At 54.0% G+C, this 23,635-nt stretch carries 35 protein-coding genes; 17 read left to right on the forward strand and 18 right to left on the reverse strand.

Features of this window, described 5'->3' with window-relative positions:
• Complete coding sequence (locus JYE49_RS09920) at nt 1–219, reverse strand: hypothetical protein (RefSeq protein WP_093958036.1); 219 nt, start codon at nt 217–219, stop codon at nt 1–3.
• Complete coding sequence (locus tag JYE49_RS09925) at nt 216–989, reverse strand: peptidoglycan-binding protein (RefSeq protein ID WP_093958035.1); 774 nt, start codon at nt 987–989, stop codon at nt 216–218. Before JYE49_RS09925 ends, JYE49_RS09920 begins: the two co-directional genes overlap by 4 nt.
• 270 nt (nt 990–1,259) lie before the next feature.
• Here JYE49_RS09925 and JYE49_RS09930 point away from each other — a divergent pair, with 270 nt between their 5' ends.
• Both JYE49_RS09930 and JYE49_RS09935 read left to right on the forward strand, forming a co-directional pair.
• Nucleotides 1,260–1,556, forward strand: coding sequence for a hypothetical protein (locus JYE49_RS09930; protein WP_093958034.1), 297 nt, complete (start codon nt 1,260–1,262; stop codon nt 1,554–1,556).
• A 128-nt stretch (nt 1,557–1,684) separates the two neighbouring features.
• The gene (locus JYE49_RS09935; protein ID WP_093958033.1) at nt 1,685–1,987 is read left to right on the forward strand and encodes a hypothetical protein; all 303 of its coding nucleotides are present in this window, start codon (nt 1,685–1,687) and stop codon (nt 1,985–1,987) included.
• A gap of 148 nt (nt 1,988–2,135) precedes the next feature.
• Here the strand turns inward: JYE49_RS09935 and JYE49_RS09940 are convergent, their stop codons facing one another.
• Together JYE49_RS09940 and JYE49_RS09945 are read right to left on the reverse strand one after the other, a co-directional pair.
• The gene (locus JYE49_RS09940) at nt 2,136–2,570 is read right to left on the reverse strand and encodes a DUF2612 domain-containing protein (RefSeq protein ID WP_143754530.1); all 435 of its coding nucleotides are present in this window, start codon (nt 2,568–2,570) and stop codon (nt 2,136–2,138) included.
• Nucleotides 2,571–2,579: 9 nt separating this feature from the next.
• Entirely contained in the window at nt 2,580–3,497 is a 918-nt protein-coding gene (locus JYE49_RS09945; RefSeq protein WP_143754529.1) for a hypothetical protein, read from the reverse strand.
• A gap of 129 nt (nt 3,498–3,626) precedes the next feature.
• Here JYE49_RS09945 and JYE49_RS09950 point away from each other — a divergent pair, with 129 nt between their 5' ends.
• Together JYE49_RS09950 and JYE49_RS09955 are read left to right on the forward strand one after the other, a co-directional pair.
• Complete coding sequence (locus JYE49_RS09950) at nt 3,627–4,112, forward strand: RNA polymerase sigma factor (protein ID WP_093958030.1); 486 nt, start codon at nt 3,627–3,629, stop codon at nt 4,110–4,112.
• On the forward strand, nt 4,099–6,321 hold the full coding sequence (locus JYE49_RS09955) for a hypothetical protein (protein WP_093958029.1): 2,223 nt from the start codon (nt 4,099–4,101) through the stop codon (nt 6,319–6,321). Before JYE49_RS09950 ends, JYE49_RS09955 begins: the two co-directional genes overlap by 14 nt.
• Nucleotides 6,322–6,332: 11 nt before the next feature.
• On the opposite strand, the gene JYE49_RS09960 is transcribed toward JYE49_RS09955, so the two are convergent.
• Nucleotides 6,333–6,686, reverse strand: a complete 354-nt coding sequence (locus tag JYE49_RS09960) for a hypothetical protein (RefSeq protein ID WP_093958028.1) — start codon at nt 6,684–6,686, stop codon at nt 6,333–6,335.
• A 125-nt stretch (nt 6,687–6,811) separates the two neighbouring features.
• A complete protein-coding gene (locus JYE49_RS09965) occupies nt 6,812–7,192 on the reverse strand; it encodes a Gp138 family membrane-puncturing spike protein (protein WP_093958027.1) in 381 nt (126 codons plus the stop codon).
• Between the two features lie 42 nt (nt 7,193–7,234).
• Here JYE49_RS09965 and yfcE point away from each other — a divergent pair, with 42 nt between their 5' ends.
• Entirely contained in the window at nt 7,235–7,771 is a 537-nt protein-coding gene (gene yfcE, locus JYE49_RS09970; protein WP_093958026.1) for a phosphodiesterase, read from the forward strand.
• A gap of 190 nt (nt 7,772–7,961) precedes the next feature.
• On the opposite strand, the gene JYE49_RS09975 is transcribed toward yfcE, so the two are convergent.
• The 6 genes from JYE49_RS09975 to JYE49_RS10000 form a co-directional block, all read right to left on the reverse strand.
• Nucleotides 7,962–8,729, reverse strand: a complete 768-nt coding sequence (locus JYE49_RS09975; protein WP_093958025.1) for a hypothetical protein — start codon at nt 8,727–8,729, stop codon at nt 7,962–7,964.
• A gap of 5 nt (nt 8,730–8,734) precedes the next feature.
• Complete coding sequence (locus JYE49_RS09980; protein WP_093958024.1) at nt 8,735–9,124, reverse strand: DUF6483 family protein; 390 nt, start codon at nt 9,122–9,124, stop codon at nt 8,735–8,737.
• A gap of 428 nt (nt 9,125–9,552) precedes the next feature.
• On the reverse strand, nt 9,553–9,933 hold the full coding sequence (locus JYE49_RS09985) for a phage baseplate plug family protein (protein WP_304582766.1): 381 nt from the start codon (nt 9,931–9,933) through the stop codon (nt 9,553–9,555).
• A gap of 84 nt (nt 9,934–10,017) precedes the next feature.
• Complete coding sequence (locus JYE49_RS09990; RefSeq protein ID WP_093958022.1) at nt 10,018–10,533, reverse strand: phage baseplate protein; 516 nt, start codon at nt 10,531–10,533, stop codon at nt 10,018–10,020.
• 67 nt (nt 10,534–10,600) lie between these two features.
• The gene (locus tag JYE49_RS09995) at nt 10,601–11,566 is read right to left on the reverse strand and encodes a calcium/sodium antiporter (RefSeq protein ID WP_093958021.1); all 966 of its coding nucleotides are present in this window, start codon (nt 11,564–11,566) and stop codon (nt 10,601–10,603) included.
• 112 nt (nt 11,567–11,678) lie between these two features.
• Entirely contained in the window at nt 11,679–12,539 is an 861-nt protein-coding gene (locus tag JYE49_RS10000; protein WP_093958020.1) for a hypothetical protein, read from the reverse strand.
• 107 nt (nt 12,540–12,646) lie between these two features.
• Here JYE49_RS10000 and JYE49_RS10005 point away from each other — a divergent pair, with 107 nt between their 5' ends.
• The 7 genes from JYE49_RS10005 (at nt 12,647) to JYE49_RS10035 (ending at nt 15,768) form a co-directional block, all read left to right on the forward strand.
• Nucleotides 12,647–13,012 carry a hypothetical protein gene (locus JYE49_RS10005; RefSeq protein WP_093958019.1) on the forward strand — a complete coding sequence of 122 codons (366 nt, stop codon included), beginning with the start codon at nt 12,647–12,649 and terminating at the stop codon, nt 13,010–13,012.
• A 149-nt stretch (nt 13,013–13,161) separates the two neighbouring features.
• Nucleotides 13,162–13,635 carry a GNAT family N-acetyltransferase gene (locus JYE49_RS10010; RefSeq protein WP_093958018.1) on the forward strand — a complete coding sequence of 158 codons (474 nt, stop codon included), beginning with the start codon at nt 13,162–13,164 and terminating at the stop codon, nt 13,633–13,635.
• 23 nt (nt 13,636–13,658) lie between these two features.
• On the forward strand, nt 13,659–14,267 hold the full coding sequence (locus JYE49_RS10015) for a histidine phosphatase family protein (RefSeq protein WP_093958017.1): 609 nt from the start codon (nt 13,659–13,661) through the stop codon (nt 14,265–14,267).
• A 149-nt stretch (nt 14,268–14,416) separates the two neighbouring features.
• Nucleotides 14,417–14,971: an SH3 domain-containing protein gene (locus tag JYE49_RS10020; RefSeq protein ID WP_093958016.1), complete on the forward strand. Its 555-nt coding sequence runs from the start codon at nt 14,417–14,419 to the stop codon at nt 14,969–14,971.
• A gap of 17 nt (nt 14,972–14,988) precedes the next feature.
• Complete coding sequence (locus tag JYE49_RS10025) at nt 14,989–15,114, forward strand: hypothetical protein (RefSeq protein ID WP_283399443.1); 126 nt, start codon at nt 14,989–14,991, stop codon at nt 15,112–15,114.
• A gap of 186 nt (nt 15,115–15,300) precedes the next feature.
• Entirely contained in the window at nt 15,301–15,609 is a 309-nt protein-coding gene (locus tag JYE49_RS10030) for a hypothetical protein (RefSeq protein ID WP_093958015.1), read from the forward strand.
• A gap of 3 nt (nt 15,610–15,612) precedes the next feature.
• Nucleotides 15,613–15,768: a hypothetical protein gene (locus tag JYE49_RS10035; RefSeq protein ID WP_179217399.1), complete on the forward strand. Its 156-nt coding sequence runs from the start codon at nt 15,613–15,615 to the stop codon at nt 15,766–15,768.
• 4 nt (nt 15,769–15,772) lie between these two features.
• Here the strand turns inward: JYE49_RS10035 and JYE49_RS10040 are convergent, their stop codons facing one another.
• The 3 genes from JYE49_RS10040 to JYE49_RS10050 form a co-directional block, all read right to left on the reverse strand.
• Nucleotides 15,773–15,910, reverse strand: coding sequence for a DUF6889 family protein (locus tag JYE49_RS10040; protein WP_179217398.1), 138 nt, complete (start codon nt 15,908–15,910; stop codon nt 15,773–15,775).
• A gap of 35 nt (nt 15,911–15,945) precedes the next feature.
• Nucleotides 15,946–16,344, reverse strand: coding sequence for a hypothetical protein (locus JYE49_RS10045; protein WP_093958014.1), 399 nt, complete (start codon nt 16,342–16,344; stop codon nt 15,946–15,948).
• A gap of 324 nt (nt 16,345–16,668) precedes the next feature.
• On the reverse strand, nt 16,669–17,103 hold the full coding sequence (locus JYE49_RS10050; protein WP_093958013.1) for a tail tube family protein: 435 nt from the start codon (nt 17,101–17,103) through the stop codon (nt 16,669–16,671).
• 293 nt (nt 17,104–17,396) lie between these two features.
• On the opposite strand from JYE49_RS10050, the gene JYE49_RS10055 reads away from it, so the two are divergent.
• Complete coding sequence (locus JYE49_RS10055; RefSeq protein ID WP_093958012.1) at nt 17,397–18,029, forward strand: HD domain-containing protein; 633 nt, start codon at nt 17,397–17,399, stop codon at nt 18,027–18,029.
• 158 nt (nt 18,030–18,187) lie between these two features.
• On the opposite strand, the gene JYE49_RS10060 is transcribed toward JYE49_RS10055, so the two are convergent.
• Complete coding sequence (locus JYE49_RS10060) at nt 18,188–19,294, reverse strand: DUF3383 family protein (RefSeq protein WP_093958011.1); 1,107 nt, start codon at nt 19,292–19,294, stop codon at nt 18,188–18,190.
• A gap of 182 nt (nt 19,295–19,476) precedes the next feature.
• Between JYE49_RS10060 and JYE49_RS10065 the strand changes: the two genes are divergently transcribed.
• On the forward strand, nt 19,477–20,211 hold the full coding sequence (locus tag JYE49_RS10065) for a MerR family transcriptional regulator (protein ID WP_093958010.1): 735 nt from the start codon (nt 19,477–19,479) through the stop codon (nt 20,209–20,211).
• 67 nt (nt 20,212–20,278) lie between these two features.
• Here the strand turns inward: JYE49_RS10065 and JYE49_RS10070 are convergent, their stop codons facing one another.
• Nucleotides 20,279–20,830, reverse strand: a complete 552-nt coding sequence (locus JYE49_RS10070; RefSeq protein WP_093958009.1) for a phage neck terminator protein — start codon at nt 20,828–20,830, stop codon at nt 20,279–20,281.
• Between the two features lie 94 nt (nt 20,831–20,924).
• Between JYE49_RS10070 and JYE49_RS10075 the strand changes: the two genes are divergently transcribed.
• A complete protein-coding gene (locus tag JYE49_RS10075) occupies nt 20,925–21,209 on the forward strand; it encodes an HU family DNA-binding protein (protein WP_093958008.1) in 285 nt (94 codons plus the stop codon).
• 33 nt (nt 21,210–21,242) lie between these two features.
• Here the strand turns inward: JYE49_RS10075 and JYE49_RS10080 are convergent, their stop codons facing one another.
• A complete protein-coding gene (locus tag JYE49_RS10080; RefSeq protein WP_143754527.1) occupies nt 21,243–21,641 on the reverse strand; it encodes a hypothetical protein in 399 nt (132 codons plus the stop codon).
• A gap of 132 nt (nt 21,642–21,773) precedes the next feature.
• On the opposite strand from JYE49_RS10080, the gene JYE49_RS10085 reads away from it, so the two are divergent.
• Together JYE49_RS10085 and JYE49_RS10090 are read left to right on the forward strand one after the other, a co-directional pair.
• Nucleotides 21,774–22,244, forward strand: coding sequence for a hypothetical protein (locus JYE49_RS10085; RefSeq protein ID WP_093958006.1), 471 nt, complete (start codon nt 21,774–21,776; stop codon nt 22,242–22,244).
• Between the two features lie 236 nt (nt 22,245–22,480).
• The gene (locus JYE49_RS10090) at nt 22,481–23,542 is read left to right on the forward strand and encodes a hypothetical protein (protein ID WP_304582780.1); all 1,062 of its coding nucleotides are present in this window, start codon (nt 22,481–22,483) and stop codon (nt 23,540–23,542) included.
• Nucleotides 23,543–23,635 lie beyond the last annotated feature (93 nt).

Consider the following 23,635-nt stretch of genomic DNA (forward strand, 5'->3'; position numbering starts at 1 on the left):
TTACAGATGTTTGATTTCCTTCAGTTCGTCCTGCAGGTTTTTGACGGTTTCCTCCAGGCGAAACATCCGTTCTACCACGCTGTTGTGCTTATCCACCTTCTCCTCCAGCTTTTCCAGCCGGTAGGACACCAGCGCTGTCTGCTTCCGGTTGCTCACATAGACACCCAGGAACGCGAACCCGGCCGTGATCAGTGCAACAACTATTGTTTCAAGGTTCATGATTCATCACCACCTCTCCCCTCTGTCAGCGCCGCCCAGGTCTTCGGGCCGACAATCCCGTCCACTTTCAACCCATGATCCTGCTGGAACGCCTTCACCGCCGCCAGTGTATCTTTTCCAAATTCTCCATCAATCCCATATGTACCGACACTGTATCCTGCCTGTTCCAGCAAAGTCTGGCACTCCCTGACCGAGGCTCCTCTTGAACCTTTCCGGATCGTTTTGCGTTCTCGCACGCCATTTAATTCTGAATTATGAATTCTGAATTCTGAATTGTATTCAACGCCGGTCAGCTCCCCCCAGTGCGTCCACTTCCCGGCGCTGACTTTTGTCGTAGTCACGCCTTTGATCGTCCCCATGGCCTCAATCACGATTCCGTCGCCCGCATACAACCCCACATGGCTGTAATTGCTGCCGTTCCAGACGAAAACCGCGGTGCCGGGCTTCAGGGTTCCCTGATCCGTCCGCTTCCCCTTGTTCAGTTCCCCCTTGTTCACACAGTATTTCCGGTACATGGTGTCGGAGCCGTGGTACATCGTCCCGCCCAGCTTCTTAAAAGCCCATGAAAAAAGGCCGCTGCAGTCAGCGACCGTGTGCCCGATCCATTTGTTCCCGTACTTCCGTCCCTGGGCCCGGCTGGAATCCGTTGTCTTTTCCAGTTCCTTCTGTTTTGCCTCCGTCCAGGCTTCCCCGGCCGTACCCCAGATGTAACCCCAGTGCTCATCCAGCGCCTGCCGGAATTTTGCGATCAATGCATCCGGTGTAATCATTCAATTCCCCCTTAAATAATTCATAATTCACAATTCATAATTCATAATTTTGTTTTCATGCCCATACTGTGATGATGTTCCTGTTACCTTCCTGAACGTGTAGTGAAAAAGAGATCTGCCGCTCATTGATCCTGATTTCTGAATTCATTTTGCCTTCGAGGCAAAAAAGCAATATCTATTTTTCTCTTTTAGCCCTGTTTCCCGGCTCTCAGCTGTCATATGCTGCAAACAGCAAAAAAGCGGCTTTCGCCGCATTTGGAGGAAGATATCATGAAGAAAGAGATGTTTATCGTAAGCTTCTGCTACCGTGGCTTGCTCGGCGGTGAAATCATCGCGGATGATCAGGCCATCACCTACAAGACCGGCAAACTGACAATTCCCGCTGAATACCGGAACCTCGAAATGAGGTATACGGATATCGCCTATGTCTATGCTGACAAGGCCGCGTTCCTTCCGGCGGTTTCCGTTCATATGAAGAATGGCAGCAACTACAAGTTTGTCTTTTTCTTCGGCCGGAAAAAATTCTTTGAGCTGATGAAAAGCCAGGGAATTGCTGTTAATTCATAATTCACAGCAATTCCGGAATCAGATCCAAAAATCTATTTTTCTCTATTTGTCCTGTTTTCTGTCCCCCGTTTTGTAATATGCTGTAGCCTGCAACATCGCGGCAAGTGCTGCAAACGGAGGAAGATTTCATGAAGAAAAACAGGTTTTACGTAAGTTTCTGCTGCAACAAGTATTATTATCCGGACGGCGAACTCACCGTGGATGATCAGGCCGTCACCTACAAAACCACCCAGGTGACAGTCCCGGCTGAATACTGGAACCTCGAAATGAAGTATACGGACATTGGCTATATCTATACCGAAAAAACAAAGTGTTTTAAGACAGTTGTCATTCATATGAAGGACAGCAAAAACTACAAGTTCATCATCTATTTCGGCCGGAAAAAGTTCTATGAGCTGATGAAGGCCCACGGCGTGACGGTCAATACATAACGCAGCGTAAATGCGGCGGGAATGTGACTGCTGGGGACTGATAGTCTGTCACTGTTTTCGAAGAAAATGTGACTGAGTGTCTGTCCCCCTGTCACCGTTCCCGCCGCTGCTGCGTTATGGATTGATTCTGAGAATCAGAATCAATGCTTTAATTCTGAATTATTCCAATTCCTATGGGAATCGGAAATACTTCCCTCGTCTCCACAGGTAATGAGCCCGTCATAGACACTGTCACCGTTCCGTCCCCGTTGTCTGTCTGCGTACTGCCCGGCAGGGCAATACCCAGCACCTCGGGGACGGTTTTGTTTGTCCCGTCCCAGGTCCACAGGGCCAGCTTCGCCAGCAGGTACTGCCGGAAGGTTTCATCCGGCACATCCGTTCCAATATCGGTACGGTTCAACCCGATGGCTGCCGCGATCTGATCCAGCTGAACCCCTTCCGCTTCTCCGAAGGAAAACCCCGCCTGCAGCTGCGCAGCCAGTGCCGCCAGGTCCGATACCTGCCGGAGCACTGCCTCCGCCAGCGCCATAAAGCGGGGCCGGTCCCGGGAAGCGCCCGGGAAAAGAGAAAGCCATTCCATCATTTCTCCCCCTTACACAAAATGAATCGCAATGCCCGTTCCCGGCGCCGCGGAGATTTTTTCATTCCACGCACAGGGAACCAAGTCCCGGATCACGCCGGAAACTCCCGATCGTGTCACCTGAATATCCGTGACCACAAAGGTTTTTGCGATAGCCGGATCCGCGGCATAGGCAACCCCGTACAGCTGCGGGACGTTCAGCGGAGCTGCCAGGCTGAGACTGTCCAGGTATTCCGTTACCGCGGGAAGCACCGCGTTCTGGATTGTTTCCTGGTTTCCGCCATCCACCACCCGGATATACAGATGGAGAAAGATCCTCTTTTCCGTAAACCGGGTAAACGCCACCGTATATTCCCGTCCATCCGCATCCACCGCGATGCCGGAATGGCTGCCCCAGGCTCCGACTCCCGGCGCCTTTTTGTCATAGATGGCCTGGGCTACCGCGTTTGCTCCACCGGACCGGGTGACCACCGCGATGCTGTGGGCCGGAATACCGATGCTGTCCGTGCTGTCCGTTTCGTTGATATATACCACCGCATCCCGGACTCCCCTGGCGGCTTTCACTGCCGCGAGCAGGGCGTCCACGGATCCTGAACTCCGGCCTGCCAGGGAATGCCGGATCCGGGCACGGACGGAAGCATCTGTCTCCCCGGCCTCCCGGATAATCCCGTACTGGGGCAGCAGCAGATCCAGCGCCTGGCCTGTGGCATAGGCCGGATTCCGGCTGTTATAGGCCTGCAGCACCAGGGCGGACACGTCGTCCAGTGCTTTGGCGAAAACGGAAAGCAGCTGGTAATCCGGCACGGAAGCGGACAGTTCCGATTCAATGCCGAAGATGCTCCTGTACGCCCCCGTCAGTTCCTCCAGCCGTTCCTCATAGGTTGGAAGGTGGAGGCCGGAGGCGTCAATGTATGGTGCGAAATAAGCCATAGAACCTCCCATTCATATTTGTCTTCCTTTAGGTAAAAATCTTTTATGCTAAAATGAAACCTGTTTTCCGGCTTCTCCGTCTAACGGATGGAATCAAACCCGGACAGATGATCTTCAGGAGGAACCAAAGTGACCAACCAAGCTTTTACCGAGGCCGTTATCCGGATGACGCCCACGCTCTACCGGATCGCCCGCGGCCAGCTGCTGATCGAAGCAGACCAGCAGGATGCCGTACAGGAGGCCATCCGCCGCAGCTGGGAAAAGCGAAACAGTCTGAAGAATGAGCGCTATCTGCAGACCTGGGTCATTCGTATTCTCCTGAACGTATGCCACGATATCCAGCGGCATGGAAAAAGGGAGTTCCCAATAGAAGAACTCCCCGAACAGCAACAGGAGGCACCGGATTATATCGACCTGCGGGACGCCCTGTTCCGGCTGCAGGAAAAAGAACGCGTCCCCGTCATCCTGCATTATGTTGAAGGATATGACGTGAAGCATGTCGCTGAAATCCTGAAGATTCCTGTCAATTCTGTCAAAACCCGGCTCATGCGGGCCCGAGCCCATCTGCGGGACATCCTGAATGAGGAGGCACTGGAAGACAATGAAACGAAATGAAGATTTCAGAAAAGCATTGGGACAGCCGGATGAATATTTCCGGCGGTCCGTCATCGATACACTTGACCAACTGAACAGGCAGGCGGAAAAGGAAAGCCGCCCGCAAAGGAGATATACCACCCAGATTATTGCCTCCTTCGCGGCGGTGGTGCTGCTCGTCGCCGGCGTTATCTTGAACCGGCAGTATTTCCCGGGCACCTCCCCGGACGGGCATATTGATACCATCAACCCCACGCCCACTGTTGCCACCCAGGTTGCAGAATCGTCTTCCATTGTGGATACAGCTTATGCCACCATGGTGTTCAAAGATGCTGTGAGAGACGGCGACAACATCCGTTTTACGCTGGAAATTCAGCCCAAGCAGGAAAAAAACCTGATCCTTTCCGCGAATCATCTTCTCACATCCGCCTGTAAATACACTGCGGACTTTTACGGAATTCAGCCGAAAGACCCGGAGCAGTCCATGTACAGCTGGGTTGTGGATCATGGATATCAGGAAGCCCTGGCTGTCAGCCTGAATTCTCCGTGGGACGGAACAGAGGGACCTTTCTACGGCTCCTACCAGGAGGAAAAATGCCAGCTCCGGGACGACGGCTCCGCTGTGATGACCCTTGTCGGTCCTGCTGCTGACGATAATGTATATGAACTGGAATGGCATATAGTTCCCTGGAATATGGAAGACAAGGGCAATTCGTTCCATCCTGATCTTCACAACCACGGAACCATCCGACTTGTAGTTGAGGAAACGCAGATTTTCGCTGTCGCCATCACACCTTCCACCATGCCCGATTTAGAATCAAGCGACGGATATAATAACGCCTCGCAGAAGAGCGATTCTTCCGTTATGGAATCGGACCTGGCCACCGTGACCTTCCTGGATGCGGTGATTCAAAACTACGAAATCCATCTGTCCTTTGACGTCCGTCCGAAGCATGAGAAATGCTTTGTTATGGATTCACAGCATCATTCGCTCAGCCGCTGCAAATATGTTTCGGACTTCTACGGAATACAGGCGGATGACCCGGAGCAGACCCTTCTCCAATGGGTGACAGAACATGGTTATCAGGAGATAATGCATGTTTCGATTGCTCCTCCGAACAACGGAGAATACGGTTCCTTCCGCACTGAAAGCTACCAGCGGATGGATGACGGTTCAGTCCGGATGACCATTGTCGGCCCGGCGCTTTCCGACAGCCTGGTCTATGACATAGAATGGGATGCCACATCCCGGAGAACAGGCAACACAGACCATCAGTCTGAAAGCCAGATCATGCATCTCGATCTTTCCGAAACCGGCGTCACCACCCTGCCTTCTGCAGAAACTCCTTCTGTGCAGACTGAACTGGCCGATCTGACAATCCAAAAGGCTGTCTATGGCGGCCACGGCGTTTATGTGAATGTGGAAGTCGTTCCCAAACAGGAAAACTGCCTTATCCTGAATTCAGGCATCGATCCTTATGCGGATTTCCCGGAAAAGATCGGAAAAACATCGGATTATGAAGGCCAGTCCATCATGAAGTGGGCTGTCGAGCATGACTGCCAGTCGGTCGTACGACTCCGGATCTCTTCCGCGTTTGACAAGGAAACTCCCATGAAGCCCAATGTGATCTACACTGTCCCCGCTCCCGCTTTTTCTGCCGAAATAGAAGAACATGTGGAATACAGGGACGATGGCTCAAGCGTCATCAAAGTCGTCGGCACTGCTGTTCCGAATCTGCAGGTATACAGGTTACAGTTCATTATGCATGAGATGGATATGTCAAAAGCATACAGTTTCCCGTCAGACGGAGGCGGCACGCTCACGATGATCGCAGATTCACAGACCATAGCAACCCTTGCCTTCACCGTCTCTGAACTGGATGAGGAACCACAGATCCTTGCCGAATACAAATCCCAGCCTGATCCGGATCAGGCAGAGCCGGAACCCGAAATCACCGTCACCCTCCTGCACACTTCCTCTTATGACTGCTATGACGTCAGGCTCCCCAATGAAGTTCAGGCCCTGTCCACTGACATCTACGGCAAAGAACACTATTTTTTCCCATCTCTGAACTTTGGTGAACAGGGAGCTATTTCTGCCAATCAGGCCGTTACAAAAGAAGACGACGCCTACATCTATCGCTGTACCTGGATCTTCCCCGACGACCTGCCGGATACGCTGGTAGTGGATAACGGAGTCTTCCGGCGGGAGCTCGTCAGGGTAAAGTAATCACTGATCTGCTATTCATACTGAATATTCGCGGTTCCGTTCTCTGTCACGATCTCGCAGACGTAACGGAACCACCTGCCCTCAACAGAAACCTTTCCCTCCCGGACGTCCAGCACGCCGGGAGTTTTCCGTATGTACCCGGAAATGTAATTGGACAGTACCTGCTGGTCCGCTTCCGTCAGCCTGGATTCCTTCAGCATCTCCAGGATGCCATTTCCCCAGTCCGGGTTTTCCCACCATTCTCCCGTCAACAGCTTCAGCCTGTTCCGGACGAGTTCCGCCTCCGCCCGGGCACCCGTCAGCTGGTCGGAAGCAGAAAACACAGGGAGGATATCACCGGCTTCATCCACAGGTCGGAAAAGCATATGACCCCCCTCTTTGAATTCAGAATTAAGAATTCAGAATTCAGAATTAATACTCTGATTACTTCCTAACTTCTATCCGCAACCTCAATCGTCGCTCCTACCTCCTACCTCCTACCTCCTACTTCCTACTTCCTACCTGTTTTAAATCCCACGAACGCGAACGCGTCCGACAGGGAATGCTGCCTGCCGGATAAAGGAACCTCCGCCCTGCCGGACTCAAACCAGGCGTCAATGTCACAGTCGGCAAAAACCAGCAGGCAGGCGTCTCCCGGGTTTACCTCAAATGGTACGGGCATAAAGACCGGCACATCCTGAAGCAGCGGCATTTCGCAGGGTTCCCCGTTTCTCCGGTTCCGCTTCAATGCCGGGCGGACGGAAGCCGTTCCGGTTTCCGGATCAAAGGCTTCCACCGTCCCCGGCAGGGCGCAGTGAAGGGAGGAGAGAATCTCCGTCTTCAGCGCCTGGATGCCGGAAGGAAACCCCTCCGTTTCAGTCGAATTATTCATTCTGTCACCTCGATAAAAGAAATGTGTAAGGAGAAACCTTCTTTGAAACTGCTGATTGCTTCGGATATCCACGGTTCCGCCCTGTACTGCGGAGAACTGCTGAAAGCTTATGACCGGGAAAAAGCCGACCGGATGCTCTTGCTGGGAGACGTTCTTTATCACGGTCCCCGCAACGACCTTCCCGACGGCTATGCCCCGAAGGAGGTCATTCCCGCCCTGAACGCGCGGAAAAACGATATCCTCTGCATCCGGGGAAACTGCGACACGGAAGTGGACCAGATGGTGCTGGACTTTCCCCTGATGGCGGATTATGCCCTGCTGTGCGTTGACGGCCTCCGGATTTATGCCACCCACGGCCATGTTTTCAACCCGGATCATATGCCGCCGCTTCAGCCCGGCGATATCCTGCTCTATGGCCATACCCATATTCCTGCCTGGGATCAACGGGACGGCGTCCTGTGCCTGAATCCCGGCTCCGTCTCCATTCCGAAAGCAGGATCCGAAAGAAGCTACATGGTGCTGGAAAATGGCGTGTTCAGCTGGAAGAAACTCAATGGAGAAGAATACCACACTCTCTAATTCACAATTCATAATTCAGAATTATTACTGCCCCCCACTAACCTTTGGGGTTTAAAAGTATCTATCATTTTTAAGTTTTAAGTTTTCAGTTATTGAGCAGTTGTCCAAATCTCTGATTTGGGTAACAACTGCCATGTTACAGCCGTTCATTTCTGCAAGCTATAAGCGCTACAGAAATGAAATACGGCGATCACAAAGTATTCATTTTTATAATCAGCGTGCTCTCCCACCTTCCCCCATGCGTATTGATATCTACCCTCCGTTCCACAACGAGTCCCTCCGCGGACCCGTTTTTCCATTTTACGGAGACTTTTTCTCCTACCGGCCAGCCGGTTACGGTGGTTCGCAGGATCATCTGCCCGTCGGTGAAGGACGGCACGTCGATCAGGTCCCGTTCGGAAAAAAACAGACTCACCGGCAGCCCCTCCCGGGGAATGCCCCGCAATCCTGCGGGGCTGAGACAGGCCCGGGCATCTGCCGCGGAAAGTGCTTCATTCACACATTCCGCCGCCCGGCCGTAAAAAGCCTGTCCGCGGCTGCGGACAGGATCCTTTCCGGGAAAAGACAGCAGCGGGATTCCCGTTCCGGAGGCAGCCAGGATTCTCCGCAAGGTTTCGGACATGGAAACGCCGGCCTCCACAGACAGGGAGACCGGTGCTTCCCACAGGGCAAGGCCCGGGGAAAAGACCACTTCCGTGAGCGCTCCCTCCGGCACATTCTGCCGGAGCACTGCTGAGATCCTGCCGTATGCCAGCAGGGAGTTATCCCGCAGGACAGTCAATTCTTTCGCGGCATACAGCTGCCCGGCACCGGAATCCGGCAGGTTCAGGATCCGCAGGGTATAGGGCAGCGGCAGCAGCCCCAGGGCTTCCCTGCCTGTCAGGTGCGCATAACAAAAACCGGTCACCTGTTCCCCGTCCGCGAGGACGGTCAGTGACCGGAAAAGATTCTTTTCCATATCTCTTATATATTCACATACTCCGAAACGTCCATACCGATCCGGCTCATGGCGTCCCTCAGGCCCGTGAGGATTTCCTCCCGGCTGAATCCCGCCTTGGCAAGGAAGTCGTCATCCTTGCTGTTCACGTGTTCATAGAACATGAGGATCAGCGGCCCCAGCGCGTCCTTGGGCATACCGGACGTCTCGATGATTTCAAACAGCCGGTTTTCCGCCGCGTTGATTTCCCCTTTATCCACCAGTTCCAGCAGGTAATCATTATTGCCCTTGAATTCATCCCCGTAGGCAATGATCAGATCCTGGGCGTCCAGCTTTTTCCCGAAAAGGATCACGGCCAGCATCTGGATAATGCCGTAGATCATGCGCATGATGTAGTCTTTCTCGTAGATATACATTGGCCGAAATCTCCGTTTCGTGGTTTTTGTTCATTGTACATGATATTGTTTCCTGGAGCAATTTTGAATTCATAATTCACAATTCATAATTCATAATTGAGTATGATCTCTTAACATGTGATGTTCCGATTAGCAAAAGATTTACATCCCCGGAGGAGATCTGTCCGCATCCTCAAAGGTCGCACATAGCCCTTGGAGCGGGCTATGCTCTTCCTTTCGGATGACTCGTTCGAGTCACTTCCTGTTTCACAGGATAGCCCACTGGGCTACCGTTTCTCTCGCTCTCCACTACGGTCGGGATGACAACGTGGGCGCAATGGTTTATTCATAGCGTAATGAACCCGCCACATTTCAATTCCGAAAACAGCTCCTCAGGAGCTGTTTTATCCGCCATTTTTAAGTCTTAAGTTTTCAGTTTTAAATATTCATTAATTCAGCATCCTGTCGCTCCACAGGATGCTGAATTCCTGCAGGTTCCCTGCAGCCGGGTCAGGTGATTCCGTCTCCTCTCCCGCTCTCAGGCAAATCAGCGATCCCACCCCTTTCCCTTCCCGCAGATGCCGGAAGGGCAGCAGCAGATCATTCACCTCTCCCCGGGAGCAAATCAGCGGAATCATGTTCACCAGCAGCTCTCCCGTTGCGTGATCCCGCAGCGAAAAGAACCACTGATCCGGCGCCGGCAGGTACCGGATCTCCACCTGTGCCTGCATAGGTTCTCCGTCCAGGGTAACGTTCAGGGTCATCACCTGGCGGGGAGAAGAATTTAAAGGGAGTAAATAGCCTGAGGAAGATGTAAATTCACAATTCATAATTCATAATTCATAATTGTTATGGTCACATTTCAGGTAATACGGAAATCAGAGACATGGCCACTGCTCAACAATTCATAATTATTATAGTCTTGATTCAAGCAGTCTGTTCATAGTCTCGGCGGTCAACTGAATCAAATTACCGGTAAAACCAGTATTCTCGCGGGTTGAGGAATTGTCGTTGGTCTTCACAGCGTTCTCCCCGTCCGACGCTACATACTGGGTAAAGGTCAGGCTTCCGCTCCAGCCGCACTGGTTCTCCTCATCCTGGGTAGCGGTGATCTCCGTCAGCAGCATATCCGTGTAGCTTCCCATGGAGGTGACCACACCGCAGAGCATGCGTTTCCTTTTGAGCCCTGCCATGGCCGCCAGCATGCGGGCCGCCCATCCGGGCGAGTGCTCTGTGTCCGTTTCAATCACGGTAAGCGTCACCCGGTCCGGCTGGTTCCTGGCTCCGTTGATCAGATCCGCGCCCTGGGCGGCGGTGCTGCTCAGGTTCAGCGACAGGCTGTGCTCAATGGCTGTTACGCCGGTAAAGTGCCAGGCGCAGGGCTCGCCGTTCACCCGGGCGGTCACGTAGGCGGCGGACGCGGCATTCATATTCTTCCCTCCTTTCGGGCATAAAAAACAGCCTGCCGTCGGCAGGCCGGAATGAGTTGATCAATGATTATCTGACAAACTGGAAGATGCAGAAGGCCGCGTAGACACACAGCAGGATGATGCCCTGGGGCCGTGTCAGCTTCTGGCGCTTCAGCGCGGGCAGGGTCATAAACAGCATGACGAAGAACATCACCGGGATATCCACGGCCAGGGAAACCGGAATCCCGAAGAGGCTCTTGGCGGTGGGCACCGCGAAGGGGCAAAGCGCCGTGCTCAGGCCGGACACCAGCACCAGGTTGAACAGGTTCGCGCCCACGATATTGCCCAGGCTCAGGGCGCTGTGTCCCTTGCGCAGGGCGGTGATGGCCGTCACCAGTTCCGGCAGGCTCGTGCCCAGCGCCACAAAGGTCAGGGCGATCACGGATTCCGGCACACCCAGCCACTCTGCGATCAGGGTTCCGTTGTCCACCAGCAGCCTGGCGCCGATAGCAATCGCCGCCGCGCCGACTACCAGCATCAGCATCGTTTTCCAGAGGGGATTGTCCTCGGTATTTTCCGACTGGTCCTCCACGCCGAAGCCGTGCCGTTTTCCGGACCAGATGGTGTAGGCGATATAGGCAGCAAACAGCAGCAGCAGGGCGATGCCGGACAGCCGGGTGAAATACCGGTCGATGTAGGCATTCAGTGCATAGAAGACCGCCGCGGCGAAGAAGAAAATCACCGGCGTACGGAAGGTTCTCGCTTCCACCTTGCAGGGCCGCACCGCAAAGGTGATGGCCGAGATCAGCGCCGTGTTGCAGATCACGCTGCCGATGGCGTTGCCGTAGGCAATCTCACTGTGGCCGCTGAGGGCACCGGTCGCGGAAACCAGCACCTCCGGCAAGGTAGTTCCGATGGATACCACCGTTGCTCCGATCACGAGCTCCGGCACATGAAAACGGCGGGCCAGATCCGTGGAACCGTCCACAAACCAGTCTCCGCCCTTAATCAGCAGAATCAATCCGAGTATGAATAACAGAACCGGCACGAGCATGCTTATCTCCTCCTGACCGGTTGATTATACCACACTAACTTCATATCGCGACCCTTGCTTTGAGAAAATAGTCCCGGCTATTCCGCCGAAAACCGCAAAATAGATTTTTGCCTCAGCTGAAAGCGGACTCCAGCGTCCGCTGCAGGTACCGTTCCGTCATGCTGTACAGGGACTGGCCAATCTGTTCCGGATCCGTGCCGGAGGCATGCACCTGGATGCTCACCGGTGCGGAGACGTTCTGATGAGTCTGGTAAATGGTCGTGGAAACTTCTCCCGCCAGAGGACCGCCGGTGAGTGTGTTGCCCTGCCAGCCCAGGTTTCCCAATGATTTCAATTCTGAATTCTGAATTCGTAATTCTGAATTATCAAGTCTCTCCCTCGCCGCCGGGGACAGTTCTGAGAGCAGCTGGCGCAGCAGGGGCAATGCCTTCTCTTCCTTCTTCACGGGAATAATGTATTCCGCGTCCCCATCCTCCGCCACCTGCACGTCCGTCGGTTGGGAAAACCTGCCGCCGGTGGACATCTTCAGGGTCGTCCCGGTGCTTTTGCTTTCCTCCCCGCCCGTTTCCGCCCGGAATCTGATATCCACCGGCTCGGCAAAGATGCTGCGGACGCTGCTCATGGCGGACCGCGCCGCGGAAGTGATTCCGGAGGTGTTCACTTTCAGGGAGATCGGCTGTTTCACCAGTGCGGTAAAAGCCTCATAATCGCTGAAAGCCTTTGACAGCTCCAGCCCCACCGCCAGCCCGCCAAGGCCGCCCATTCCTTCCGTAGTGATGCCGTATCCGGCGGAAAAGTTCGGCAGGATGCCCATATCCTCCGCGAAGGAGTGAATTGCCCCCGAAGCAGCGTTGAACGTTTCCGCCAGGGAATCTGCCAGCTCCCGGTTTTCAGCCAGGATCGTCTGGAGCCGGGACACCCCGGCCTCGTCAATATCCACCGCAAAGGAAGCCAGGAACTCCTGATCCGCCATACAATCATCTCCCTGATAAAAAAATATCAATTCATGGAACTTTCCGGAATTCCCGGCGTCTGAATAAGTGCAGCGGGAAAAACGCTGCAGGAAAGGAAGTAACGAAAATGAAAAAACTGATTGCCCTCATCCTGATGCTCCTGATGATGATCTCCGCCGCGTCCGCGGAAGGAACCCTGTGCGGCGGCTGGACGCCCTCCGCGGATCCCGCCGTCACCGAAGAGCTCAAAACCCTCTTTGACAAAGGAACGGGAACCCTGACCGGCGCCAGCTATATCCCGGTGGCCTATCTGGGCAGCCAGGTGGTAGCCGGAACCAACCATGCCTTCCTGTGCCGGGCCGTTACAGCTTATCCGGGTTCCCTGGAAACAGCCCCGGCCTATGCCATGGTTTATCTGTATGAAGACCTGGGCGGCAATGTGTCCATCCTGAGCATCGCGGACTTTGATATCGGTTCCCTCTGTACCTATTAATCCATTCCCCTCCATCCTCCTTCCCTCCCCGGACCGCGTATGGCCCGGGGATCTTTCTGTCCCGCACTGGACACGGGCGGTTCTGGAATGCTATCATTACCTCTGTTCAGACAGCACTTCAACCGGCTTTTGCGGAGGAACAACAGCAGATGAAACTGATCAGGCCTTCCATGGAATATGACCGCCAGATTCAGGCTTTCCGGAAGGAATATATGGCATACGGCGGTTCCATGGACGGAAGCTCCGGCCTGCGGAAGTTTGAAAACACACGGGACTGGCTGGATCAGCTGAATCCCCGGGAGACGCTTTACCTGTACCTCCGGGAAGAAGACGACAGGATTGTAGGGATTATCAAAATCCGTCCCCAGCCGGAAGAGTACGCGGGGCACATCGGCTACTGCGTTCTTCCGGGCGAACGCCGCAAGGGTTATGCCGGTCAGATGCTGGCCCTGATCCTGCCGGAATGCCGGCAGCTGGGCATCCATGACGTGCTGGTTTACTGCCTTGCAGACAACGAGGCCAGCCGGAAAACCATCCTGCGCTGCGGCGGCGTTTATGAAGCAACTGTTTCTGAGCCCCGCAGCGGGAAGCAGCTTGAACAATACAGGATCCATCCGGACTGATCAGAACAGGGAGGAATACAGCCATGAAAACCATTTATACGGTTCAGCATACACAATCCATCCATCACACCAACGGCATGGTCGGCTCCTGGACAGACTGGGAACTGACAGACCTGGGCAAACAACAGGCGGATCAGATCAGCCTCAAGCTGCAGAAGGAACTGGAGGGAAAAGCAGTGGTGCTTTACTCCTCCGACCTGATGCGCGCCAAGCAGACCGCCGGGTTTATCGCCGAGCGCCTGCAGGTCACGCCGGTTTACCGGACGGAACTGCGGGAACGCAACCTCGGCAAATGCTGCGGCAAATCCGTGCAGTGGCTTCGGGAAAACATCGAATGCCCGGAAAAAACCATCGACGACCGGCTTTTCTCGGATGCGGAAAGCCGCCGGGACGAATGGAACCGGCTGAAGCCCTTCTTTGACAGCGTGATGGCGGAAGAAGCCGAAAACATCATCATTGTGTCCCACGGAGATCTGCTCAGCGTTTTCAACGCCATGTTCCTCGGCCTGGAAGCGGAATCACTGAACACTGTGGATCTGTTCGGCTTTGCCGGCGGGGTTTCCCAGATGATCATCAAGGACGACGGAAAGCGGACGATCCGGCGTCTCAGCGATATGTCCTACGTCGGATAAACGATACCGGATCCGGCTTTTCTGAGAAAAATAAAAATCATACTGCCATCCTTTTTTCTGCTGCGTACAAATTCATGACAGGCCGATGAAGCCTGCCTGATCTGAAAGCAGCTACCGCCTGTTGAAGGCGCTGAAAGGAAGGAAATCATATGAAAAAGATTCTCAGCATCGTCATGATCCTGGTTACAGTGCTTACCCTGATGATCCCCGTCCTCGCCTCCGCCGAAGAATACAGCGGCGTGGATATGTGGGTGAACTGCGATAACGGAAAAACCCTGAACGTCCGGGAAGAGCCCCGCACCGGCAGCCGGGTCATCACCCGCCTGGAGTGCGGCACCAAAGTGCATGTTGACTACTTCACCGGAGACGGCTGGGCCGCCATCAGCGACTATCACTTCTCCGGTTATGTGCAGGCCAAATTCCTGGTCAGCGAAAAGCCCGGCAAATACGAAATCACCGAGCGGGAAGACGACTTTGTCGCCTTGAAGGAGCCCTACCTGGTCAGCGCCCTGGCCCGGAGCGCGAAATCCGACAGCAGCGTCGGCCTGCGCGTGAAGCCCAACAAAACCTCCAAGGCCATCCGCCGCCTGACCGCCGGCGACCAGCTGCAGGTCATTGCCCGCGGCAAGGTCTGGAGCAAGGTTGTGGACCTGCAGACCGGCAAAACCGGCTATGTTGCCAATGACTACATCCGGAAGATCTGAGACAGGAGGATAAGCATATGAACAGCAATCGTCGTGAACTGACCATGGAAGAACTGGAGCAGGTAAACGGTGCCGGCTTCTGGGATCTCCTGAAGGAAATCGGTGAAATGATCCTGGACGGCATGGCCGGCGCGGACAACTGACGCCCTGACGCCATATCATTCAATGCTTCTGCCCGCGCAGCCTCCGCTGCGCGGGTATTCATTTGGAAAAATAACCGGGGATATTTCTCCCATTTGAATCTGTTTTTCCCTCCCCCGCTGTCTTATCCTATGCACGTACCAAGTGATTGGTACACCTGATAAGACTTGAAACGGAGGAACATTAAAATGCTGCGCCTGCTTGGAATTCTGACCCTTGGAAATCTGATCTTCGGTGGCAATCGCCGCCGCAATGACAGTCTCCTTGGAGGTCTTTTACTCCTGCCTGCGCTGATTTTTGGCGGCTGGATCGCCCTCGCCGTTGTAGGCGGTGTGTTCAGCCTGATTGGCACGGTCATCGGCGGAATCTTCTCCGGACTGGCTTCCATTGCTTCCGGGATCTTCTCCGGCCATGGCCTTGTAATCGGCATCATCATCGGTATCGCCCTGTATTACTACGTCCGTCGCCAGAACAATGAAACTGCCGAGGAGGAGTAAAGCATGCTCATACTGATTGGTATTCTGGTCTTCAGCGCTTTCCTGTACAGGAAGAGCCTGCGGCTTGAAGGAGCCGCCGAAACAAACCAGGATCTGTCTGTCCGCGCCTATGTGGACGGCAAACGGGTAACCTCCTACGTGAAGGATCACGTTTCCTGAACGGTCAACTTAACCGGGCGGCTTGTGCCGCCCTTTTTTGATTGTCCCTGCGGATTCGGATCAGCTCCGTGATGTCCAGCAGGTCATCCAGGGTATAGGTTCCGTCCCAGAGCTCGTGCTGGCGCCAGTACCCCTCCGCCACGGGCAGAAACAGAAATTCATCGATGTTCGGGCAGGTCAGGGGGACGTATCCGCAGTCCCTGTTTTCTCCCTCAACCCGCCTTCGCCGAAAAAACCGGAAAGGCTCCAGGCGATGCCCTCCATCAGCAGCTTCATGCAGGCGGGGGTATCATGCTCCAGCTCCGGATATCCCCATTCCGGCCCGGTCATCACCGGCTGCGGCCCGGCGGGCAGCAGCACCGCGGTGTGATTCAGCACCGCCGTCATCACGGAGCGGAGCTCCTCCTCCGACAGGGAAGCAATTAGATCCAACAAAGTCGGATGCGCATTCTTCTCTTCCAACCGCATCAGCAGCCGGAGCAGCATGATCCCGGAAAAAGCGTCGAGTTTTGTCAGACGGAAACCCAACTCCTGTCCTTCCACTTTGACCGTGATATCTTTTGTAATCACTCGCATTAAAAATCTCCTTTTATTTCAAGGGATTCCTCCACTACGGCTACGCCTCCGGTCGGAATGACACCCAGACGCTGTGATATCCAATGGTTATGAATAAATCGTTGCGCCCACGTTGTCATCTCGACCGACTGAAAGGAGTGGAGGGGCGAACCGCCGAGGACTGCCAGTGGCAGAAATCTCGTCGGCGGTGAGGTCAACCGAAACAAGCGATCTATCCAGTGAATAGTCGCGTCGATTGAGGTTGCGGAGAGGCTCCTCCGGGGATGTAAATCTTCAACCAATAGGAACATCTATATATCAAGAACAATAATCCCGAATTTTGTCTTACTGTTCTGTTATCGTCGTTGCCAGCAGCGTATAACTCACGTTTGTCGCTGTCCGGTCATAGGTCCGGTCCGGAGCCTTCTGCAAGGAAACGCCGGTGCAGATTGTTCTGTAACCGGAGACGCTGTCCGTGATGGTCAGCGTCCCCAGGGCAATCCGGTTCGGGCTGTTTGTATTCCTGGCCCACCGGGCCCAGCGCCGGAGGAAATCATCCCCCATGGAATTCTGCGGCACCTCAATGGTGATGGTACCGTTGGTTGTCTTCAGCCGGTTCACCACCACGTACCCGTCCGCTGTGGAGGTATGGGAGCTCAGGTCGCCCGCCGCGGCGATCGTGATCTTCCCGATCCCGCACAAGTGCAGGTTCGCCGTGCCCACATCCGGGTGATAGAGAACGGACTTCACGTCCGGAAGAGAATATACGTTATATGCCATCTCTGTTATTCTCCTATGTATTTACCAGATTGGTCATTGTATTAACGAAATAACTGTTATATATAATAAATGAAAGTCAGCTCCCAACGGACGTTCAGTCGTCCTCTTGTTTAAAGGAGCTGGCTTTCAAAAGAGCCGCGTACGATAGTTATGGTATCGTGTCCGAGCTCTTTTCTTATGCCTGCACACTAATCTTCAACACTATCAACCCTTTTCTGTATCCTTCCGGCGGAAACGGGGCTGTGATATAATCATTCTGTTTTCAATCAGATCATCATTCGGAGGAAGTCAAAATGCTGCCCACTGCGGAAGAAGCCATGCGGGAACTGCGGATTGCGGAAGAGCTGAATCCAGGTCCCTGGGTGAAACACTCCATCAACACCGGTATCGCCGCCCGGAAGATCGCCGAAAAGATTCCGTCCATGGATCCCGAAAAGGCCTGTATTGTCGGCCTGCTGCACGATATTGGCAGGCGGGTCGGCATTGTGGATATCCCGACCCATATCTATGAAGGCTACAAGTATTGTATGGAAAAGGGCTGGGATGAAGCCGCCCGGATCTGTATGACCCATTCCTATCTCCGCATGCAGGAAGAGTTCGACTATGAACCGGATAACGAAACGGAAAAAGCCATCAAAGCATACATCATGAACTGCGAGGCGGACGACTACGACCGGCTGATCCAGCTTTGCGATTCCCTGGCCGTGGATTACGGCTTTGTCATCCTGGAAAAGCGGTTCGTGGACGTGACCCGGCGGTACGGCATCATGGAAGGATACATCAAAGGCTGGAATACCGCCTTTGCCATCAAGGAAGCCTTTGAAAAGGAAATGGGCTGCTCCATCTACGACGTCCTGCCGGACATCGCCCAGACATCGCTGCTGACCCCGAAGCCGTGGAAGCCAAAGGAAATTCACAATTCATAATTCATAATTCACAATTATGAATACATATTCGGCTTTATCGGAAATGTTCAGGCGCATATATCTGTAAATCACAGCAAGAGCGGTGTTTTTCCGCTTGCATAACAATAGCAATTATGAATTGTGAATTATGAATTATGAATTAATGTATAAACCGCTTACTATACTTGTACATTCACCGTAATCACAATGGACTCTATGCTTCCCGCCGGTGTCAGGGCAACCTGCACCGGCATTGCTTTATGTGCCGCCCGGTCCGCGTCCGGCTGGTCGTCATAGCTGTCCGCCCAGAGCATAAAGCCGTTCTCTATGATCTCCCCGCCCCTGACCGGGCCGATATCCGCCCCGCGCCAGACGGAGGAAGCCAGCACGCCCCGCTCGGTATAGCCCATGAGGATAGACGAAAACCGGTTGATAAACTGCGCCGTGGAATCATCCGTCTGGGGCAGCTTGTCCGGGTTCTCCGCCAGCAGGGTCACCGCCGCGTTCTGCAGATCCGCCCCGATCTTGTCGATATACAGCACCTCGTCATACCGCTGGCCGTTGGCCATGGTCCCATTCTCCAGCAGGAAGTGGGTATAGCCCCGGGCAATATAGACGTTCCCGTTCTTCGCCTTGACGCTGTCCACCTGCGTCTGCGTCAGGTCTTCGGGCTGGATCCCGTTGACCGTCTTGTAGCACAGGGCAAAGGCCGAAGCAGTATGGGAAAGCTCCAGCCCCATAGCGGTGCCCATCACAGCAGCACAGTCGGAAAGCGTTCCGCAGCAGAAGGGCAGCGTCCGCTTGAACTGGTTCCTGTACAGCAGATCCAGCGTTCCTCCGGCTTCCGCGGAAAAAGACGTCACCGGCGCAAAGAACACCGCCGGATGCTCCAGTGCCTCCACATGCTGCGCCAGGCTGACCAGCTCCCCATTATTCAGGTCGGAAGCCGGCATCACGCCGTAGAAATCCGCCGTCCGCTCCAGTACCGCATCCAGCGCTTCTCCCGGAGACTGGGAAGCCGGATAACAGGAAACCAGCAGCCTCCCGGGCGCCGGAGAGGCCGCAAAATACTTGAGCACCGCTTTGTATACCTCGGAGTCCGCCGTGAAACCCAATTCCGTCAGTCCCGCCGCCGCGGCCGGGCCGGAGGGATAAATCATCAGCCGCCGATCCTCCGTAAAGGAGGCGTCCGGCACCAGCAGCAGGCCGGTATCAAAGGCAGAGGGCGAAAAAGAAGCCCGTATGGTATTCACAACCACACGGGCAATGGACGTTACAGGTAACATCGTTGTTCCTCCAATTCATTTCACTAATTCAGAATTATGAATTCAGAATTCAGAATTTTATGTTTATAAGCAGTGTTCCGTGCACAGCATAATTCATCATATGGAAAAATATAAAAAAGTATTGACTCTTACGTTACGTCATAGTTTATATTGATGTTGTCAGGCGAAAGGAGGAAACCGCTATGATGACGGTTCATGAGGTGAGCAAGCTTGCCGGGGTGAGTATACGCACCCTGCAGTACTACGACAAGATCGGTCTTTTGCATCCGACGGGATACACCGATGCGGGTTACAGGCTGTATGACGATGCGGACCTGGAACGCCTTCAGCACATCTTATTGTTCCGTGAACTGGAGTTTCCGCTGAAAGACATCAGGGACATCCTGAACAGTCCTGATTTCGACAGAAGCCGGGCGCTGGAGCAGCAGATCGAACTGCTGAAGCTGAAGAAGGAACACATCGAGAACCTGATGAACTTTGCGCTTGGGATCAAAATGATGGGAGTGAAGCATATGGACTTCAAAGCTTTCGACAGAAGCAAACTGGACGAGTATTCCAGGCAGGCAAAAGAGCTTTACGGCAATACGCCGGAGTATAAGGAACTTGAGGAAAAGCAGAAGAACCGGACCAAAGAAGAGGATAACCTGCTGGCTGACCGGTTCATGCTCCTCTTCAAGGAAGCCGGGGAGATGAAGGATAAAGATCCCGCTTCCCCCGAAGCCCAGGATCTGGTAAAGCGGATACAGGACTACATCACGGAAAACTTGTATACCTGTACCAATAAGATCCTGCGGGGACTGGGAAAAATGTATTCCGGCGGCGGTGATTTTACGAAGAACATCGACGCGTACGGCGGCGAAGGCACAGCCGTGTTCGTGGACAATGCCATCCAGATCTACTGTGATAAAGCCAAATAAATGCCTGAAAGGGAGCCGGGAAACCGGCTCCCTTTTCAATTCATAATTCATAATTCATAATTCATAATTATCGGTGAACAAGCATCGCTGGCGGAAACATGATTGAGTTACGTTCCGGAGCTTGTATTGCGTATTGAACACGCAGGGATATTGTCAGGTCGGCGCGTTTGCGCCAGAGAGAGCCTTCCTCCTCATACAGGATGGAGGGCTGGGGCGGATCCGGGACCGGATAAATCCCGGCCTCCCGCAGGATCCGCCGGGGAAAGCCGGAACCGTCCAGGTACAGCATGGATCGGATCCGGAGCGCGTATTCCTCCGCGTCCGGGCCGTAGCAGACGATAATCAGCTGATATTTCAGCGTCGTATACACCGTGACGCTGTTCCTGCCCGCTCCCGCAGGCTCCGGATTATACGCGGTGGATACCGGATCGGAAGCCGGGTCCTGCAGCAGCGTCCAGTAGATCACATTCCTGTTCCGGGGCGGCCTGGGAGCGTTTTCCGGCTCGGCATAAGCCTCATGAATGAGGGCTGCAGCCTCCCTTGAGTCCCTTTTCAGTCCCAGGCAAGCGCAAAAAGCGTCGAAAATGGCGGTATGATGCGGTTTTTTCGAAAAAAACATACAGGAAATCCTTCCATTTGTATGGATTTAAATGCACAAGTGTGATATAATGTCACAAAAGAAAGGGCATAAGCCCGGAAAGGAAAATAAGATTATGAACAAAACTGAACTCGTTGAAGTCGTATCCAAGAATGCTGCTATCTCCAAGGCAGAAGCTCAGAAGGTCGTTACCGCTACGCTGGACGCTATCGTTGCCGGTGTTGTTTCCGACGGCAAAGTGATCCTGCCCGGCTTTGGTACCTTTGAAACCCGTCAGCGTTCCGCCCGCAATGGCCGGAACCCCCGCACCGGCGAGGTCATCAAGATCAAGGCTACAAAGGCCCCCGCTTTCAAACCCGGCAAGGGAATGAAGGACGCCGTTGCCAAGAAAAAGAAGTAATTCAATCGTCTTATAAACAGCCGGGAGTGATCTTCACTCCCGGTTTTCTTTGTCTTCCCGGATCCGCACCGCCCAGGCCTGCACATAGCCGAAGCCCTGCCAGTCCCGGACCTTCACCACCCGCCATGTCTGCCCGTTCCACAGGATCCGGTCCGGTGCGTCAAAGGACGCGCCGTCCTCCCCGGGGTCACCGGTGCTCAACGCATAGTCTGTAAAGATCACGATGAAGGTTTCCTGCCGATCCTCCTCCGGCAGCAGTTTCAGCATCTCCGGCGTCCCCGGATGAATGCAGCCCCTGGCCTGTTCTGTCATGCTGCGGGAGGTTGTTCCCTCCCGGCTCCGGGTACAGGTGATCCGCTCCACGGTGAAGACCGTGCAGCCCAGCTCCGGATCAAAAAGGGCAGATGAAATGTCCGTCAATTTCCTTTTCACCTCTTTTCCCCCCGCGCATAGCGGATTATCACTCCATATTTTTCATCCTCTGTGCTGTATTTTGTCACGGGAGTATGCTATCTTCCTTACAGCAAATGTTCCCGCCGGACCTGATGAAAGGAGCGTCCCGAAATGGCAGCCCGCAAAAAAATAACCTCCCCTGCCCAGCGGCGTTCCCTTTCAGCAGCCCGTGACAATATAATGCGGCGGAGAATTGAGCGGGGCGCCTGGTTACTTTCCCTCATTGTGATCATTACGGCAGGAACAGCCATCGGGATCAACCAGAAAAACAACGGCGGCAAATCATTCGCGGTTGAGCATCCCGCGGCTTTCATTCTTATCAGTGTGCTTTGCGGCGTGTTGATCAGTTTCTATCTGTACATGACTTTCCGGAAAAATCAGTCACGCCGTCCCGACCCGGAAGAGGATGAGGACCAGGAAAACGGGATTTCACGCAAGGCACGGAGAAACGCCGCGCGGAAAGCATCCCTTAAGAACGCACAGGCTGCGGGAGAGCCCCGCCTCTATCCCCTGATAGACACAAAAACCGAAAACAACAATGATTCCGGGCCTGCCGAAACTCAGCGTTCCGCCCGTTCCTGACAAGGTTTCCACCCTGCCGGGACAAAAATTGAGGATTGCTTCGTTATATTGATGAACAGGCTTAAGGAAAGACTGATTCGATGAGTCCGTCAGATGCCAGATGGATTTTTCGTTGGGATCAAGCACAGATTTCGAAGGTTTAGTGGTGCTAAATCGAGAAAGATGTGCGCTGATAACGGCGAAAAAGGCACTGGCAGATGGGCGGGGGAATGAATCAGTGTTTCCGCAAAGGAGGAATGTGTAAGATGTTCAACAATCACCACGGAAAATCAATTCTCACGCGGCTCCTGGGTGTTCTGCTGGCCGCTGTGCTGACCATGGGATCTGCCTGCGCGAAAGGAAACGATACATTCTTCGCACAGTTTGACGGGATGACCTGGAGTTTCTGCAGCGGTGCCGGTGCCTGGAGCACGGATCTCAAAATTCAGCCGGACGGCTCCTTCGTCGGAGACTACCACGACAGCGATATGGGCGATACCGGCGATAACTATCCGAACGGTACCATTTATATCTGCTCCTTCTCCGGCAAAATGTCCCTCGTGGAGCAGGTAGATGAAAATTCCTGGAAACTCCATGTGGATGAACTGACCTATACCGAACCCAATGGCAAGGAAGTCTTTGAGGACGGTTGCAAATATATTTATACCGACGTTTACGGTCTCAGCACCGGAGATGAAATGATGCTGTACAAACCGGGTACCCCGCTGGACAGCTTCACGGATGAAATGAAGTTCTTTGCCCATGCCTTTGATCTCACCATTCTGCCCACCTGGTACTTCTACAGTTCCAAGAACAACAGCGGTTTTGAAGGCTTCCAGATCGATCCCGATCTGTACACCGACAACACGGATACCCAGGACGTATCCATGGCCAATCCCTGGGAAGTCATGACCGCTGAAGAGCTGCAGAACACCATCGGGATCATGTTCCATGCACCGAAGGATGCGGATAAAGTTGCCTATCGATGGTTTGCTGCCGCCAGCCTGGCAGAAATGCAGTTCATCATGAACGGCGGAGATTATACCTTCCGCGCCCAGCCTGTTGCCCTGGATGTGGGCGAGATGCCGGACATCTCCGGGCTGTATTTCACCTGGGAAAACCAGGAGCCTGAAACGGTTGCCGGATTCAACGGCCTGATCGGTCAGGCGAAAACCGAAACCGGGGATACAGTGGAGCGCGTCCTGTGGTATGACAACACCACGGGTATCATGCATTCCCTTGCCGTACTCGCCCACGACGTGGACGGCCTGGACCTGGCCGCCGTCGCGGAGAAGATCGTGCTTCCGGCTGTTGAATAAAATTCATGACAGCCTGTCCGGCACCGGCCTGAAAGCTGGTGCCGTCTTCTTTTGCCGGATCGTATTCATATCCATTCCTTTGTGATATGATAA

Origin of the sequence: Aristaeella hokkaidonensis (assembly GCF_018128945.1) — a bacterium.
Taxonomy (GTDB): Bacteria; Bacillota; Clostridia; order Christensenellales; family Aristaeellaceae; genus Aristaeella; species Aristaeella hokkaidonensis.